16 protein-coding genes and 1 other annotated feature are annotated in these 15,905 nt (G+C 42.3%); of the genes, 9 read left to right on the plus strand and 7 right to left on the minus strand.

The window, feature by feature from the left end:
• Window position 1: 1 nt before the first annotated feature.
• The 3 genes from C7R94_RS02945 to C7R94_RS02955 all read right to left on the minus strand — a co-directional run bounded on the left by C7R94_RS02945 (window position 2) and on the right by C7R94_RS02955 (window position 3,915).
• Complete coding sequence (locus tag C7R94_RS02945) at window positions 2-2,326, minus strand: ABC transporter permease (RefSeq protein ID WP_199197915.1); 2,325 nt, start codon at window positions 2,324-2,326, stop codon at window positions 2-4.
• Between the two features lie 2 nt (window positions 2,327-2,328).
• Window positions 2,329-3,033 (minus strand): ABC transporter ATP-binding protein, encoded by a 705-nt coding sequence (locus C7R94_RS02950; protein WP_106778411.1) that lies wholly within the window; start codon window positions 3,031-3,033, stop codon window positions 2,329-2,331.
• Between the two features lie 174 nt (window positions 3,034-3,207).
• Window positions 3,208-3,915 (minus strand): DNA alkylation repair protein, encoded by a 708-nt coding sequence (locus C7R94_RS02955; protein ID WP_106778412.1) that lies wholly within the window; start codon window positions 3,913-3,915, stop codon window positions 3,208-3,210.
• A 148-nt stretch (window positions 3,916-4,063) separates the two neighbouring features.
• On the opposite strand from C7R94_RS02955, the gene C7R94_RS02960 reads away from it, so the two are divergent.
• The 4 genes from C7R94_RS02960 (at window position 4,064) to C7R94_RS02975 (ending at window position 6,702) form a co-directional block, all read left to right on the plus strand.
• Window positions 4,064-4,873, plus strand: coding sequence for a TrmB family transcriptional regulator (locus tag C7R94_RS02960; protein WP_106778413.1), 810 nt, complete (start codon window positions 4,064-4,066; stop codon window positions 4,871-4,873).
• Between the two features lie 82 nt (window positions 4,874-4,955).
• Entirely contained in the window at window positions 4,956-5,690 is a 735-nt protein-coding gene (locus C7R94_RS02965; RefSeq protein WP_106778414.1) for an AzlC family ABC transporter permease, read from the plus strand.
• Window positions 5,681-6,013 carry an AzlD domain-containing protein gene (locus tag C7R94_RS02970; protein ID WP_047073643.1) on the plus strand — a complete coding sequence of 111 codons (333 nt, stop codon included), beginning with the start codon at window positions 5,681-5,683 and terminating at the stop codon, window positions 6,011-6,013. The genes C7R94_RS02965 and C7R94_RS02970 overlap by 10 nt, the downstream gene beginning before the upstream one ends.
• Window positions 6,014-6,120: 107 nt before the next feature.
• The gene (locus C7R94_RS02975; RefSeq protein WP_106778415.1) at window positions 6,121-6,702 is read left to right on the plus strand and encodes a type 1 glutamine amidotransferase family protein; all 582 of its coding nucleotides are present in this window, start codon (window positions 6,121-6,123) and stop codon (window positions 6,700-6,702) included.
• A gap of 114 nt (window positions 6,703-6,816) precedes the next feature.
• On the opposite strand, the gene C7R94_RS02980 is transcribed toward C7R94_RS02975, so the two are convergent.
• Entirely contained in the window at window positions 6,817-7,386 is a 570-nt protein-coding gene (locus tag C7R94_RS02980) for an SF0329 family protein (protein ID WP_106778416.1), read from the minus strand.
• Window positions 7,387-8,551: 1,165 nt separating this feature from the next.
• Here C7R94_RS02980 and C7R94_RS02990 point away from each other — a divergent pair.
• Both C7R94_RS02990 and C7R94_RS02995 read left to right on the plus strand, forming a co-directional pair.
• Complete coding sequence (locus C7R94_RS02990; RefSeq protein WP_106778417.1) at window positions 8,552-8,962, plus strand: YjdF family protein; 411 nt, start codon at window positions 8,552-8,554, stop codon at window positions 8,960-8,962.
• A gap of 244 nt (window positions 8,963-9,206) precedes the next feature.
• Complete coding sequence (locus C7R94_RS02995; protein WP_106778455.1) at window positions 9,207-9,476, plus strand: hypothetical protein; 270 nt, start codon at window positions 9,207-9,209, stop codon at window positions 9,474-9,476.
• A 362-nt stretch (window positions 9,477-9,838) separates the two neighbouring features.
• Here the strand turns inward: C7R94_RS02995 and rlmD are convergent, their stop codons facing one another.
• Window positions 9,839-11,224: a 23S rRNA (uracil(1939)-C(5))-methyltransferase RlmD gene (gene rlmD, locus C7R94_RS03005; RefSeq protein ID WP_106778418.1), complete on the minus strand. Its 1,386-nt coding sequence runs from the start codon at window positions 11,222-11,224 to the stop codon at window positions 9,839-9,841.
• 179 nt (window positions 11,225-11,403) lie between these two features.
• On the opposite strand from rlmD, the gene C7R94_RS03010 reads away from it, so the two are divergent.
• Window positions 11,404-11,745: a hypothetical protein gene (locus C7R94_RS03010; RefSeq protein WP_047073653.1), complete on the plus strand. Its 342-nt coding sequence runs from the start codon at window positions 11,404-11,406 to the stop codon at window positions 11,743-11,745.
• A gap of 105 nt (window positions 11,746-11,850) precedes the next feature.
• Here C7R94_RS03010 and C7R94_RS03015 read toward each other — a convergent pair whose 3' ends face one another.
• Complete coding sequence (locus tag C7R94_RS03015) at window positions 11,851-13,287, minus strand: eCIS core domain-containing protein (protein ID WP_199197913.1); 1,437 nt, start codon at window positions 13,285-13,287, stop codon at window positions 11,851-11,853.
• A gap of 135 nt (window positions 13,288-13,422) precedes the next feature.
• Window positions 13,423-13,682: a binding site (T-box leader), on the plus strand.
• A gap of 97 nt (window positions 13,683-13,779) precedes the next feature.
• Here C7R94_RS03015 and ilvA point away from each other — a divergent pair.
• Both ilvA and yhfH read left to right on the plus strand, forming a co-directional pair.
• The gene (ilvA, locus tag C7R94_RS03020; RefSeq protein ID WP_106778419.1) at window positions 13,780-15,027 is read left to right on the plus strand and encodes a threonine ammonia-lyase IlvA; all 1,248 of its coding nucleotides are present in this window, start codon (window positions 13,780-13,782) and stop codon (window positions 15,025-15,027) included.
• Window positions 15,028-15,208: 181 nt separating this feature from the next.
• Window positions 15,209-15,370, plus strand: coding sequence for a protein YhfH (gene yhfH / locus C7R94_RS03025; protein ID WP_007721579.1), 162 nt, complete (start codon window positions 15,209-15,211; stop codon window positions 15,368-15,370).
• Window positions 15,371-15,486: 116 nt separating this feature from the next.
• Here yhfH and C7R94_RS03030 read toward each other — a convergent pair whose 3' ends face one another.
• Window positions 15,487-15,852, minus strand: a complete 366-nt coding sequence (locus C7R94_RS03030; RefSeq protein WP_233220464.1) for a hypothetical protein — start codon at window positions 15,850-15,852, stop codon at window positions 15,487-15,489.
• Between the last annotated feature and the right edge of the window lie 53 nt (window positions 15,853-15,905).

Below are 15,905 nucleotides of genomic sequence, written 5' to 3' on the forward strand. Positions count from 1 at the left end.
TTTAGTCTACTCCTTTTAATGATTCAATCATATTGATGTTGGTTACTTTTCTTTGAAGGAGCAAGTTGGACAGAATCGTAAGCAAGTAAGCAAGAATAACAGAAACCAACAAGATAGGAATCGTTAATTGATCCGGGATTTGTTGATGGGTACTAGACAGTGCTCTGACAATCACGGAATAAACGTAACTGCTTATCGGTAAAGCTACAAGGATCGCAAATGTAGTGAGAATCAGGTTTTCCAAAAAGATAAGTCGGTTTATTTTATGTTTTTGATAGCCTAATACCTTAAGTGTTGCAAGCTCGCGATTCCTTTCATAAATGTTGATGGAAGAGATTGTGTATATCGCGCCAAAAGAGAGGATGACGGCGCAAACAATAAACATGATAAATACAAAATTGTTTTGTTTCAAAATATATTCAGCGGTTTTCTTTAGGTCAGCTCTATCTGCAATCGTTTCTACATGAGGATCTTGTTCAAAGAAGTTACGAACGCCAATAAGATCTACAGAGCTGTTTGCTTGAACGAAAAGCGAGGTTGGGCTGTAGTCTATGCCAAGGCTCTTTAAATAGTCCGGTGTGATATAAAACGAAGGATTCGAATACTGCGTAGATATATGTAAAACCTTCATATCTACAGTTTTGTTTTTAAGCTCTGGTGCTTTGAACGTGATATGGATGACATCTCCTGCTGAAATATGATATTTGTCGGCATAGGATTTTGGTACCAGCATACCATTATTTTCGAGAGTGATCGGTTTATCATTTTCGTCAAAGAAATGAATGAGTGTGTTTTCTTTTTCAGTAACAATGAGAGTGGCATTATCTTTTTCATCACCTTTTATGAATTCAACAGGAAAGGTGGATAGATCATAACCATTTTTTATACCGGAGGGGAGCTTTACCGTATCAATAGATGTTCCCATCGTATAATCCACTCGTAAATCATACGTGTAAACATCTTCTATTTGGCTCGCTACTTTTTGCAGCGCAGATTGAGTGCCAAAAGCAGTGATCAATAAGACTGTGCTTACAACAACACCAATGGAGCTCGCTAAAGCTTTTTGTTTATTAAGGAAAATGTTTCTTAAAATGAGTTTGTAGCTATAGAAAATATGACTCCAGATAACCGGAATTCTTTCTATCCATAGCGTTTTCATCTTCTTTGGCGGTTTGGGACGCATAGCCTGAGCCGCACGTTCTTTTAACAGGGTTCTACCACTTAAGTAACACGCTAGGATGCCAAAAGCACTGGAGAAAATAATGGGTGGAATAAAAGAGTAAAAAGAAAGGGAGTATGTAATGCCAGGCAGAGAGTAGGCTCTTGCACTTGATTCAGCTACGAATGGAACAAATACAAGAGCGGCAACCGCACAACCGATGATTGAGCCTATGAGACCTGCCAGCACAGGGTATCCCGTGTAATGTAGCATGATGCTTCTGTTTTGGACACCTAAAGCCTTCATAATCCCTACTTGGTGTCTTTGAGAATCAATCATTCTCGACATGGTAAGAAACAGAATAATAGCGACAATCAAGAAGAGAACGAAAGGGATAACCATACTCATCAATTTATTGTTCTGTATCGTTTCATTTATTTTCGAATAGCTGAAAGTCCGTTCTTTACTTACTTGGTTTACATAAGGAAGGTGTTTGGAGTGTGCTTCAATGGATTGACCTAATTTGTCAATATCGTAACCTTCTGTCGCATCGATCAAGATTTCATTAAAGGAAAGGCCACCTGAAATTTCAGAGATGGTCTCTTCGGCAATATAAGCGACTCCGTAGGTTTTATGGTCTTGTATTTCGTTCTTTTTTGCATGCTCGACATTCTCACCCCAGCCGCTAATGGTAAATGTAAAATCTTTTTCATTCACACGAATACTGATTTCATCACCGACTTGAAAAAGATGTTCTTTCGCATAACGCGAATCTAATAATATCTCATTCTTTTTGGACGGGATTTTGCCCTCAATCAGAGCAATCGTGCTAATTTCGTTTTTGACAGGGATGGAATGAATTTTCAAAGAAGCTTTTTTGCCTTCAAAGGATTGCGTGGCATCGAAGGTATAACGTGCTTCTATTTTTTTAATGCCTTCTATTTTACTTAAAACAGCGACATCATTTTGGGAAATTTGATTGTAATATACATACAGGTCACTTACGTTATGTTCTTGAAAATAATCTTCTGTATAAGCACTAAGATTATTGCTATAAGTTACTAGCCCCACATAGAAAAAGGCTCCTACTGCGATAACCAAGACAAAGGCGATAAATTGCCCGATCGATTGTTTGATATCCCTTCCTAATTTTAAAAATAATTTCATCATCACCACTCAATCCCTTCCACACTTTGCTTTTCATGATTAATGGTAACGCTTTCAATCATTCCGCTTTTCACCTTAATAATTTTGTCAGCCATAGGAGCAATGGCGGAATTATGTGTGACCAATACGACGCACTTTTTCGTTTCTTTGTTCAAGTCCTGGAGAAGCTTTAAGACGGACTTGCCTGTCACATAATCCAATGCTCCGGTTGGTTCATCACAAAGTAAAAGCAAAGGATTTTTGGCAACAGCTCTCGCAATGGCAACTCTTTGTTGTTCGCCGCCAGAGAGCTGGGAAGGGAAGTTTTTCATGCGATTTTGTAATCCAACTTTATGTAAAATCTCTTTCGCATCCAGATGGTTTTTACATACTTCCGAGGCAAACTCAACATTTTCGAGAGCGTTTAAATTCGGAATTAAGTTATAGAATTGAAAGACAAAGCCTACTTTCTCACCGCGGTATTGCGTTAATTTTTTTTCGTTGAACGTAGTGATTTCTTGGTCGCCAACAAATACCTGACCTGAGGTAGCCGTATCCATTCCGCCTAGCAAATTCAAAATCGTACTTTTACCAGCACCACTTGCACCCAAAATAACGACGAATTCTCCCTCCGCTATGGAAAAATCAACACCATTAAGAGCTTTGATTGGTACTTCTCCGATTTTGTATTCTTTCGTTACTTTTTTGAATTCGATTAAAGTCTTCACGGATTACATCTCCTCGATCAGTTTTCTGAAGAAGCTTATATACCATCATATACCAGCGGGGAGTAGTTACATCCCGCAGTCGATGTATTTTGACCTCGGTCTTCAGTAGGAGTTTGATCTCGCGTGTTCGAAAAAAACCTCTACAAGACCACTATCGCCTTTACATTCCTACTATTAACACCTCACATGTTTCCGTTTGAAGCCAAGCTGACCTTTACTTACTGCCTTTTGAATATTATCAAAAGCGTTTAGGAACTTGCTTTTTGCTTTGTCTTTTTGGACTTCTACAGGACCTACTGCCTTCGCGATTTCGACTGCCTTATCGTGGAGTGGCAAATAGGAAGTTGCCACGGTGTAAATAAATTGATTCATAGCGTATTTCGTTCGTTCAGAGGAATCGTGAATCGTATCTTTCACGGTTTCAAGCATAGTGGCAATTTTGCTTTCGGAAAATTCACGGTCGGGGCGATTACCCAAAAGCCAGCAGTAACAACTCCAGCCCGCAGACATTCTGAGCTCTTCGCCGCTTGTGATCCATTGATCGGCAACTTCTTGGGCAATATCTGCTTCAGATAAGGTTACTGCCACCACATAATCGGACAGCATATAAAAATAAGCGGAGTCCATCCAGCGATCAAAATCCGCCTTGGTCATTGCTTTTGGGTCTGCGATCACACCGGCAAAGTACATGGCGTCGTAGTTTCCGGTAGCGTAAAGCTGCTCAGCCAAGGGCTGATTGATCTTGATTTTTCTCGCCATGGGCTTCATAGCCCCTGTAGCCACGCCAAAAAGTGGTTCGTGAGCGCCATTGGATAGATAAATTTTCTTGGTTCGTTCCTTGCCGAGAGCTTCGAGCTCTTGCATAACCATTTCTAAATCCATCGTTTATCACTTCTTTCGTTGTTTTCTCTCCTATGCAAACGCAAAGTATCATTAAAATGATTGACGATATGATTAGTGATTATTATAATAACCACCATAGAACTTAGAGGTTATAACAATAATCACTAAAAAAGGTGGTGGTTTTTCTTTGGATGAAATCTATAAAGAACTTCAGAAATTGGGATTTTCACAATATGAATGCAAAGCTTATATCGGACTCTTGAAGCAGTCTCCTGTAACTGGATATGAGATTAGTAAAAGATCGGGTGTACCGCGTTCCATGATTTACGAAGTATTGGGGAAATTGTTAGATAAAGGTGCAGTTTATACAGTACCATCTGAACCTCTGACTTACTCTCCTTTGCCAGCTAAAGAATTAATCGCGCGATTGCGTAATTCCTTCGAGCAATCATTTGATTATCTTGAAAGAAATCTATCTGCATTAGAAAGTGAACAGCAAGTAGACGTGGTTCGACGCATTAGTACTGATGAACTGGTTATCACAGAAATGGTCGATATGATAAACAAAGCCCGAGAGGAACTATGGTTATCGATTTGGCAACCACAGATTTCTTTTATTAAACAGGACGTAGATAAGCGGGTAAAAGAAGGTGTTCCTGTATTTTCTATGTTGTTTGGAGCACCCGACACCGAGTTAGGTGCAACCACTCATCATGATTACATGTCTCCGAAAGTAGCAGAGGAACGTATGAGTGGTCGTTTAACCGTTGTCTCTCGGGACAATGAAGAAGTATTAATAGCAAATTTCGCTCCAAATACCGCCGCATGGGCTATAAAAACACAAGACCCAGCACTTGTATTAGTAGCGGTGGAGTACATCAGGCACGACATTATGTTTGCGCAATTAGTTAAGGAAGTTGGCCCCGAGAAAGCCGAAGCTGTCTGGATTAACCATCCTGACCTGTTCCACGTGGTTACAGGAAAACGGTTCAAGTAATTTGAACCGTATTTTCTTTCATTTTTTCATAGTAGTTATGATAATAACTCCCTGAATATAAATAAGACTAAGGAGGGATAAAATGGGTTTAGCGAATGACCAAATCGAAACGGTGGCAGATTCAAGAGATAAGGATACTTTTCGCCAAGGTGTAAAGGATTGTGTCCCTACGTTGCTCGGTTATTTAAGTATTGGATTCGCTGCTGGTGTGATCGAAAGGACAGCAGGTCTTAGTATAGCTGAGATAGCTCTAATCAGTTTAATTCTTTATGCTGGCTCAGCCCAATTTATCGCTGCCGGAATGATGGTAGCGAGCAGTTCGATTACCACCATTATTATTACGATTTTCTTTGTTAATCTGCGGCATCTTTTACTTAGTGCAGCCCTAGCACCATATTTTCGGCATCTTTCTCCGCTTAGGAACATGCTGGTAGGGTCTCTACTTACCGATGAGTCGTTTGGTGTTGCGATCAACGAAGCTGCAAAAAAGAATTACATTAGTGAAAAATGGATGCACGGTCTAAATGTAACGGCTTATTTAAACTGGTTCGTAGCCAATATAGCCGGAGCATTCTTGGGACAATGGATTTCAAATCCTGAAACATTAGGTCTGGATTTTGCTTTGACAGCGATGTTTATTGGACTGCTGGTACTTTCGATGTTAAGTCGAAAAAAAATTGTACGTGATGTAGTTGTTGCGATAATCGCAGTTGTTATTGCTGTGGGAACCAGTTCAGTGTTGTCTGGCAGCATGGGAGTTATTGTTGCTACAATTTTTGCTTCAACGATAGGGATGGTGATGGAAAAATGGAAGTAAGATTGGATGTTTTTTTGATGATTGTAGGAGCAGCTATTGTTACATTCATCCCCAGAGTCCTTCCTCTTATGGTACTGAGTCGCTTTCAATTGCCAGAGTGGGCAACACGATGGTTAAGCTATGTCCCCATATCTGTTATGGCGGCTCTGGTAGCGCAAGAGATATTTAAAAATGGTGAAAATATATCTTTTTCTACGAATAATATTGAACTTTTAGCAGCCATACCAACCTTTTTCATTGCGATAAAAACACGTAGTTTATTAGTAACTGTACTCGCAGGCATTATTGTTGTGATGGTTTTACGTTTTTTGTTTCCAGCCTGATCCCCTTCAAGCTGTTCATATGATTTCCGTTTTCTTTACTGACCATAACTGTCAGTGAAGTTGTTTTACAATTCATTTGTAGAACACGTTAAAAGGAGGGAATCACTTTGAAGGAAGTGTTGATTTTTATTACGGATGGTTTTGCTGATTGGGAGGCAAGTTACGTCAGTTCAGAGCTGAATAAACCAGGTACAGGATATCGTGTAAAGACAATCGCCATTGATCAGGAGCCTAAGGTTTCGATGGGTGGTTTAACGGTCCTTCCGGATTATAGCGTAAACGAATTCAATGCGAATGTAGATATCGCCATGTTAATCATACCTGGCGGAACGGGATGGAGAGAAGAGAAGAATCAGCTAGCAAAAGTAGTGGTTGAGTATTGTGTTAGCAAGGATATTCCTGTCGCTGCCATCTGTGATGCTACGACTTTTTTGGGGAATCACGGATTTTTGGACAATCATAAACATACAGGAAATACGTTAGCTTATTTGAAGGAAGGGGCTCCGAACTACAGAGGAGATCAATATTATGTAGAGGGTCAGTCAATCCGGGACGAGAATCTCATCACTGCGAACGGAAGCGGTGCATTGGAGTTTTCAAGGCATATCTTGGAGAGATTGGGTGTTTTGGAAGGCGAGGAATTGAATCAATGGTATGAATTATTTAAAAAGGGGTACTTTCCCTCGTAACAGTTTGGTTTGATAGGAAAGCACGAAAGCATTCATGCTTGGGTGCTTTCCTATTTTATTCGGATCAGTGAGAAATCCACTTTGAGAAGAGTCAAGAAACTTCCTGACATATTTTTATAATGTACCAAGCCGTAGTTCATAAAAATACTGCACAATGGGATGCTTTAACTTCATCTTCTCGGCCATATTTAAAATCCTCTTTTTTCCAACCCTTCTGTCCACCAAGGCTAAAATATTCAATAAGATATCATTGCTCTCTATGCTTTCCTCTATAGAAATAGATAAAAACTGATTAGCCACAACAAGAAAATTTGATTTACTTAATGTTGCCTGTGCTGACAAAAGCTCCTTTGCATATTCAGATATTTTTCTGCTTCTTGCAATTACTTTTAGACGATCCTCCGGTACGACCCCCTTGGTATCTTTTCTGACTGCTTCAATTTCTTCATTGTTGATAGGAATTTGGATATCTGAATCATTCTTAATTTCCTGCTCCGTCTGATACCATCTGATTGAGCTAGTTATATCACTCATATTAAGTACGTTCTTTTTATCTACGGCAATATAACAAATTCCGGTTTTATCAGGTAAATAACGGTAACCGGTTGCACGGTATTCGACTCTTCCATATAACGCAGGACAGAGAAAGCTCTCCAATTGTTTCTTCAATTTGCTCCAGGACATGTATCCTCCTATGTTCTCAAGGCCTTCTATCAGTATTTGTAGCAGTTAGGCCTATGACTCTGTAAAACATTAATGTTGATAAGTAGAGAAAATAATGAAGTAAGCTTCACCATCTCTATCTATTTTTATCATAATGTCCTCCCATACTCATGCAACATCCATAATATGATTATAGTCTCATAAAAACAGCAGAGGGAGGCTCTCTGCTATAATAAATCTCAATTATTTCTTCACAAGAAGAGCCACGCTCTCCACATGCGTCGTTTAGGGATAACAGATTAGTGTCCTTTGGGTTGGATATAGAAAAACCTCAGATAACAGGTAAAAGAATTTCATATATGTGGATTTAATTAATTGAAGGTAGCCATTCAAGGGGGAGAACAATGTACATATATTTAGAGTTTGAAAATAAAAAGGTTGATGAATTAGTAGAATTTTTAACATCAGAAGCATGGAGTTTTCATGGACAGGAGAATCCTACTGAGGAGTCTATAAGAGTTTAGAGGCAAAGGAATAGCAAAGGATGTCCTTAATTGGTTAATTGCTTATGTATTCAATAAGTACACTCATATTATTAGAATCGAAGGTCATACCAGATATGATAATTTTGCCATGAGAAAAACGTTCTTTAATAGCGGATTTGTAAAAGAATCTTATAACCGTAGATCATGGAGACAAGGCGGACAATTATTTGATTCTGTTGGGTATGCAATGATAAGAGAAGACTGGGAGAACAATACCAAAACAATAATAGAAGATACCTTTCCATACTAATTTAAACGAAGCATAGGTGAGGAAAGATTCTGAAATGTAATATATGATCTTCTAATGGGCGCTATTGTTGAAAAAGAGTTATAGAAAAAAGGAGCAGGCCTTGCCTTTTGAATCGGAGGTGGAACAACGCAAAAGTGGGCGCTGAGGGCTCGCCCTCGGCTGTGCTGACTGCAAGCATGTATTTCATGTTTATAATAGTTGCTGGGCGGAGTTTTCGTGGGAATTTTAGGGAATGAATGATACAATATGAGCCAGTAATATTGCAACGGGAACGAAAAAACACGGTTCGGTTGGTAGTCCGAACGCATGGTCATAATTTTGTCCATGTCAGTAACCTTCCCCCCTCGGGATGTCCATCGTTACTCGTAATACTTTTTGAGGGGGAATTTTTATGAAACTGACTGTCTACTATGATGGTCAATTTTGGGTAGGTGTTGTAGAGGAAAATGATAACGGAAGGTTAAAAGCAGGCAGGCATTTATTTGGTTCTGAACCAAAGGATAATGAAATTCTGGAGTTCATTCAAAAAAATCTTCGTGAAGTCACAAACAAATTATCACAAGAGGTGGATATTAATACCTCTTGTGACCGAAGGGTTAATCCAAAACGTTTAGCCAGACAAGTGGCTCGCGAGCTAAGCATGAAAGGAATCTCTTCTTATGCTCAAGAGGCTTTGAAATTGGAGTATGAGAAGGGAAAAAAAGAGAAAAAAGTATACACTCGTCAGCAAAGAGACGAAATGAAGGAACGAAAAAGAGAATTAAGACTTCAAAAAGCTAAAGCTAAGCATCGAGGCAAATAATTTCGATATGCAAGTACGTGGGCTATCACCATCTTTTTTTAGTGGTGTAGCCCCACTTCTTTTTTTATATAGAAAGACTTGTTCATAAAGCTTGATAGAAAGGAGAACTTTAACATGAAGGGGAAAACGACTCCTGTAATTGTCCTTGCCTTGTGCTTCTGTAGACTGCCTCAAAGTAGGGGTTTACCTCCTATGACTTAACTTCTGATGTAATGAAAAGATAATTTTAAGGAGGAAGAAAGTGGTGAATAATCAATGTAATTTAAAATGGGCTGATTTAAGCGATCCAGTTAAAACGATAATAGAACACATTGATACTAATTGTTGTGATGAAGATTTTCAAGTTGGAACGAAGCTAAATATACCGTATTTTAAGGGGAGATTCACTCAAGAAATGGCAGATGCAATTCTCGAATATCAATATTCAACTGAAAATTTAAATGAAAATTGTTATTCTGCCGAACTGCAAGATGGTGTATTGATGATAAAGTTCGTTAAGAGTTCAGAGAGATAGTTCGTTATGTCCAATTTTATAACCAGAAGCGCCCTTATCAATCTCTAAATGAAGCAAAACCCGATCAACTTTACGCCCATACTATCGAAAAAATCGCCTCTTAAACACTAGGACTACGAAAAGGAGGACATAACTTATTCCTCAAAAAATCGTGTCTTGACAACGGGGAGCATTACACCGCAATGTAGACTTTTCCTACAGGAAGATAAAAATCACAATAAACCTCTTCTTCAACGGGTAACTTTCTCTCATAGGCATGGACTATTTCAGACATATAGAGCCAATTATCAGAAACCTACTATTTCAAATGAGAAAGGCTAAACTCCCATTGAATCAAGGGAATTTAGCCTTTTCTTTAACACCTATTTCAACGTCAAGAGCGTCACCGACTCCACATGCGCCGTATGCGGAAACATATCCACCGGCTGCACACTCTTCAATTCATACCGCTGCATCAGCTTCCCAACATCCTTCGCCAGCGTAGAAGGATTACAAGACACATACACGATCTTCTTCGGCTGCACATCCAGCAAGGAACGAATCAGCGCATCATCGAGGCCAGTCCGCGGTGGATCAACTACGACAACATCCGGTCGAGTCCCTTGTTTGGCCCATTTCGGCATCAAGACCTCCGCACGCCCCACATGAAAGCTGGCGTTCGCCGCTTGGTTACGCTCTGCATTGCGATTGGCATCCTCGACAGCCTCAGGAATCAGCTCGATCCCGCGAACCTCGCGAGCATAAGGAGCGAGCCATAAGCCAATCGTCCCTGTCCCACAATACAAATCGAGCACGAGCTCTTTTCCGGTCAGTCCAGCAGCTGTTTTCACCTGATTGTACAGCTTTTGCGTCTGCTCGGGATTCAATTGGAAGAAGGCACGAGCCGATAAGTCGAAGGACAGCTCACCCAGCTTTTCAGCGATGGAAGCCTTGCCCCACAAGGATACTGTCTTGTCACCGAAAACGAGTGATGTTTTTTGCGTATTTACGTTTTGCGCGATTCCTACCAGGTCAGGCAGTCTCGTGCGGAGCTCCAAAAGTAGCTCTTTCACGCGTGGAATTTCTGGTGTAGCCGTTACAAGCGTTAATTGCGTTTCACCCGTTGCAAAAGCGACACGAGCTACGATTGTGCGGATGACGCCCGTCCGTTTTTTCTCGTCGTAGATCGGAATACCGAGCTCCTCGATGATTTGCTTCGCTGTTTGGACGATTTTCGTTGTCGCTTCATGCTGCACCTGACAGCCTTCCAAGTTGACGAGCTTGTGGCTGCCTGTTTGATACAGTCCAGCGATGAGCTTGCCTTTTTCCTTGCCCACCTGAAACTGTGCTTTATTTCGATACGACCACGGGTTATCCATACCAATCGTAGGGGCGACTGGTGGCTGATTCAGTCGAGCGTACTTGCGCAATGACTCAATGACGATTTCCTGCTTGCTCGCGAGCTGTGCGGCATAATCCATGTGCTGCAAGCTGCATCCGCCACACTCTGCATAGACTGGACATGGGGGCTGCGTGCGAGATGCTGATTTTTCAACGACTCGTAAAAGACGCGCGGTTGCGTATTTTTCTCTTGCCTCGGTCACCTCTGCATGGACGACCTCGCCAGGGAGGGCACCCTCTACGAAAACGATTTTTCTTTTAAAATAGCCGATCCCTTCGCCATTAATGCCCAAGCTCTTGATCGTGAGCGTCATTTGCTGGCCGACACGGATGCTGGCGGCGTCTTGTTCTTTTTTATGCGTTGTCATCTGTTCCGTTCTCCTCAAGCAATTCAGTATTTCCCTATTATAGAGCATTACCGAAGAGGTTGCATGTATGCGAGAAGGTCTAGAGTGCCTCTCAAATCCTCACAGATAATGGCAACTTCCTGTAGCGCATTGTTTTTGTTATAATAGTGCGGAGAATAATGAGGGAGTTGTGACGCTAGATGCAAGATCTATTTGAAAAAATGAAAGAATATCTCAACATGGATACTGAGATTTCTTTTGATGAGTTTGATGGCTACTACAAAAAGGTAACTGCGTTTCTAAATGATAGCTGGCAAACGCTGAACGAGGAAGATACGATGCACATGCTGTTCATCCTCGACAACCTCAAGTCAAACGGTGAAGATCGTTCCAAGCGCAAAATCAAGGAAGCGAAAAAATACGCAAAAATGGCGCAGCGCACAGAGATTTGGGCAAATGCACTGATCGGCCGTCTGCGTGAAGCTGGTTTGACTGATGAAGAAATCGGCAAGCGTTACGAAGCGATTTACGAAGCAGTATAGGATGTAGCAAAGAGAAAAACGGGTACCGATTTGAGTGCATTGGCTCGAAAGGGGACCCGTTTTTGTTGTATGCGGATCATGTTTTAGAAGGTCTTTTGACGCAAGCTAGTTGTTGCCATCATCCTCATCTTCTTGCTGGTAGCGCTTTGCAAATAATCGATCCTTCGATTTCAGCTTTTTTTCCTCACGCTGTTCATCATCTGAGCTGAAATCATCTTCACGGACAGGAGACATATGATCGATTATCGCTTGATCTGTGGGAGTCAAATCTTCGTAGTCCATTTCCCCATCGAAATAATCTTGATAACGAGCTACCTGTTGACGCCCCGCATCAGCGCTTTGGATGAATTCAAAATCTCGTAAGAAGTCATCAAATGTGGCTTTTTCCGCTATGATTTTCCTAAGGAGTGAACGATAAATTTTGCTTGCCCCATGTTTTCGCCATTCTTCCGCCAGGTTAACGGTTGTGCTCAGCATAGCGGCAGCTCGCTTTTGCAGGTCGGAATCTAATAGGCTGATATCTTCATTGAGCAGGGCTTCCGCCAGAGTAGCATCGTATTTTGATGTATTCCTCCCGTCTCGCAATCCCCTGATAAAATCCTTGTAGGTAGTCCCTAGTTTCGCGCCTCCAAAATCCTCTTGCTTGGATGTTAGATAGGGGGCACTACGATTATGCATAGCACCTACTGGCCCAAATCCACTGTCTATGGATAGGTTGGTCGTCTGGGCAGGAGTCCAATTTTGATAAAAAGGACGGATTCTGGAGGTAGTAACCGGTTCAACGTAAGGTTTGACGATCAGATCGTCATCTTTTCTGGAAACTTCCTCGTATTTTTGTCCGGTTTCAGAAAGCAAGTAAAGCTGCTTGCCGGATGCGGAAAATTCTCCTGTCAATGTTTTCAGGTTGACCTTGTTCGGTATACCCGGTATCTTCGCCCAAACTCCCTGTATCGGTTTGCTTGCTGGCGGAGAAATCGCTGCAAGAGCTTGAGAATCACCCGAATCAATTACAGGATCACCCACCAGCAAAGCTTTAACCCCCATCTGATCGGCTTCGTCCTCTAGCCCCACCTCATCATTAACCGCAACACCTGAATCCTGCATTTGCAGCGTAGGCTTCACACGTCCCTGCATTTGTTGGACGACATGCCAGCCCTCATGGGGAAGATGCTGTTCCTGACCGGGCGCCAAATGAATATCAGTGCCTTGTGCGTAGGCCAACGCCCCGATCTGTTTCGGTTTATCCGACTGATAGTGTACTTTTACATCAGACAAATCAATTCCAGAAAGTCTTTCCAAGCCAGATTTGAGCGCATCAGGCATGCCTGTTTCATTTTTCTTAGGCTGAATCACTTTTTTCTGAAGCAATTGCAGGACTGCTTGATTGCCCATGCTTTGTTGGAGCTGCATGACCTGTGCAGGTGCGAGTGTGTCTCTGGAAGCTAGAGAGAGAAGGTTTGCTTGCTTTTGTACAGGAACGGTTTTGTGCTTGGAAGTTGTCTCGGGATAAGAGTGATCATGTACGTGGCCGTAGCTTCTCAAAAAAGGTCACCTCCGATCGAATGCTTGTGATCTATCCATTCGGACTTTTGGGAGTATATTCCTGCCGAATAACAAGAAGATTGACAACTAGTGGGTTTCGGCGTAGAATGTTTAACTAATTCGAATAGTTCGTATCTATGAGCGTTGAAAAGGAAGAGTAGAAACAGAAAGCAGCGTGCAGAGAGCCGTTCCCCGTGCTGAAAGAATGGTCGCCAGCCTGTTTTGAAAATCACCTTGGAGCATTGTCCTGGAAAATCAGCTTGTCTAGCCAGTGAGTATAGGACAACGAATTCGTCCTCGTTATCGGACGGGAGTTTCATAGTGAACTGCCTAAGTCTGTTTTTCGTGAGGAAGACAGAGAAGCTGAGTGGTACCGCGATGCCCTCGCCTCAGCCAGCCGTACGCAATTTATGCGTAGCTGGTTGGGGCGGGGGCTTTTTGATTTGTCTGGTCCGGACAACAAAAGAGAAGGTACTTAGGAGGAACATATATATGCATACGGTCAGAGTGGAAGATATCGTAGTAGCCAATCATGCATTAAAAGACGTGGTGGAGAAGACTCCCTTGCAAAAAAACAAAGTACTGTCTGAGCGCTACGGCTGCAACGTCTATTTGAAAAGAGAAGACTTGCAGGTCGTTCGTTCCTTCAAAATCCGCGGTGCTTATCATTTTATGCGGAATCTTTCCACAATGGAGCGGGAGCGTGGTGTCGTCTGTGCAAGTGCGGGCAACCATGCGCAGGGTGTAGCCTACTCGTGTAACCATTTGCAAATCAAGGGCACGATCTTTATGCCAGCGACCACCCCACGTCAAAAAATATCGCAGGTCAAGCTGTTTGGCGGTTCCTATGTAGAGGTTGTATTGATCGGGGACACCTTTGATGATTCATTCGCAGAGGCGATGAAGTATTGCATTCAGGAAGATCGGACCTTTGTCCATCCGTTTGACGATCCATTGGTAGTAGCTGGACAAGGAACAGTCGGTCTGGAGATTATGAACGACATGGAAGAGCCAGCTGATTTCGTCTTTATGAGTATCGGCGGAGGTGGATTGGCAGCGGGTGTGGGAACGTACGTAAAAGGCATCAGCCCGCACACACGGATCATTGGTGTGGAGCCAGCAGGAGCAGCTTCGATGCAAGCCGCTTTGGAGCAAAACGATGTAGTCACCTTAGATGAAATTGACAAGTTCGTCGATGGTGCAGCCGTCAAGCAAGTGGGGCAGCTAACGATGAGTATTTGTCATGAACTGCTGGATGACATCGTGCTGGTACCAGAAGGCAAGGTATGCACAACCATTTTGGAGTTGTATAACAGCAATGCCATTGTCGTAGAACCTGCAGGTGCCCTGTCGATTGCCGCTCTCGATTACTACCGGGATCAAATCGCCGGGAAAAACGTAGTGTGTGTCATCAGCGGGGGAAACAACGACATTGACCGGATGCAAGAGATCAAGGAACGCTCCCTGCTGCATGAGGGCTTGAAGCACTACTTTGTTATCAATTTCCCACAGCGTGCCGGAGCCTTGCGAGAGTTTATGGAAAAAGTACTGGGGCCGCACGATGATATCACACGCTTTGAGTATACGAAAAAGAACAACAAAGAAAATGGCCCAGCGCTTGTTGGGATTGAAATGAAATGCAAAGATGATTATCAGCCTTTAGTCAGTCGGATGAAGCAGCATGGTATCCGCTATGTAGAGATTACGAATGATCCATATTTGTTCAATCTGCTGATTTAGGCCTTTGTGTTACAACAGATGCGGAATTTGCAAAAATGTATGAATACAGCGAAAAAAGGAGCAATAAAGAGAGAATGAGCGAGAGAGAAAGATAAATCGGCGTAATGTATTATAACAAACTTTTATAAAACAGATGCTGTTGTAATACAATACAGATAATAACACGCGGGGGGGTTTAATCATGACGCCGATCACTACTTTCTTTCGCAATCTCGAAGCAAAATGCTGTGCTGCATGCGGTCAGATGATTCATGAACAAGCTGAATCGTATGCAACAGAATGCGCACCTTGCCAAGAGCAAGCATCCTTTGACGCTTACAAATACTATCATCAAAAACGCTAATTCGAACATGAATACTGGATAAAACAGGTGTACCACAGGGCAAAGCCATGGGAGGTATACCTTTTTTTTGATTCAAAGAGAAAGCCGCTGTTCCATAACAACGGCTTTTTCGCATGTCAGCGCGGTTTATCGGCGTGCTTTGCAGCTTCCTGCTTTACGTAATCGATCAGCCCCAATTGAAAGCCTTCCTGTGTAAGGAGACGTTTGGCTTCATACGTACTCGCATAGTAGGCTTCGACATGCGGATCGTTGTCCAGAACATACCGACACGCCTGATCACGAGACAACTCCTGGTACCAGTCTGTCTGTTTGATTTGGGCGACGAGATCCTCATAGACCGGTTCCGGCTTTTTCCATGGATTCAAACGATGAATAATTTCACCAAGGATTGCAACAACGATTAGAATTCCGATTAAAAACATGGCTGTCACCTCAAAGGTTGGATCACTCTCATGGTACCACTCTCCTGAAGGCGCCGCCATGGGGAAGTCGGTCTGCTTGCAAAACAAGGAGAAAGCAGGCATGCTATATACTG

The sequence above is a fragment of the Brevibacillus sp. NRRL NRS-603 genome, from assembly GCF_003013445.1.
GTDB classification, from domain to species: Bacteria; Bacillota; Bacilli; order Brevibacillales; family Brevibacillaceae; genus Brevibacillus; species Brevibacillus formosus.

Bases quoted from the DNA above. Each gene is read 5' to 3' on its own strand.
- C7R94_RS02945 (WP_199197915.1), bottom strand. From the start codon at position 2,326: ATGAAATTATTTTTAAAATTAGGAAGGGATATCAAACAATCGATCGGG.
- C7R94_RS02955 (WP_106778412.1), bottom strand. From the start codon at position 3,915: ATGGATTTAGAAATGGTTATGCAAGAGCTCGAAGCTCTCGGCAAGGAA.
- C7R94_RS02965 (WP_106778414.1), top strand. From the start codon at position 4,956: ATGGGTTTAGCGAATGACCAAATCGAAACGGTGGCAGATTCAAGAGAT.
- C7R94_RS02970 (WP_047073643.1), top strand. From the start codon at position 5,681: ATGGAAGTAAGATTGGATGTTTTTTTGATGATTGTAGGAGCAGCTATT.
- C7R94_RS02980 (WP_106778416.1), bottom strand. From the start codon at position 7,386: ATGTCCTGGAGCAAATTGAAGAAACAATTGGAGAGCTTTCTCTGTCCT.
- C7R94_RS02990 (WP_106778417.1), top strand. From the start codon at position 8,552: ATGAAACTGACTGTCTACTATGATGGTCAATTTTGGGTAGGTGTTGTA.
- rlmD (WP_106778418.1), bottom strand. From the start codon at position 11,224: ATGACAACGCATAAAAAAGAACAAGACGCCGCCAGCATCCGTGTCGGC.
- C7R94_RS03010 (WP_047073653.1), top strand. From the start codon at position 11,404: ATGCAAGATCTATTTGAAAAAATGAAAGAATATCTCAACATGGATACT.
- ilvA (WP_106778419.1), top strand. From the start codon at position 13,780: ATGCATACGGTCAGAGTGGAAGATATCGTAGTAGCCAATCATGCATTA.
- yhfH (WP_007721579.1), top strand. From the start codon at position 15,209: ATGACGCCGATCACTACTTTCTTTCGCAATCTCGAAGCAAAATGCTGT.
- C7R94_RS03030 (WP_233220464.1), bottom strand. From the start codon at position 15,852: ATGGCGGCGCCTTCAGGAGAGTGGTACCATGAGAGTGATCCAACCTTT.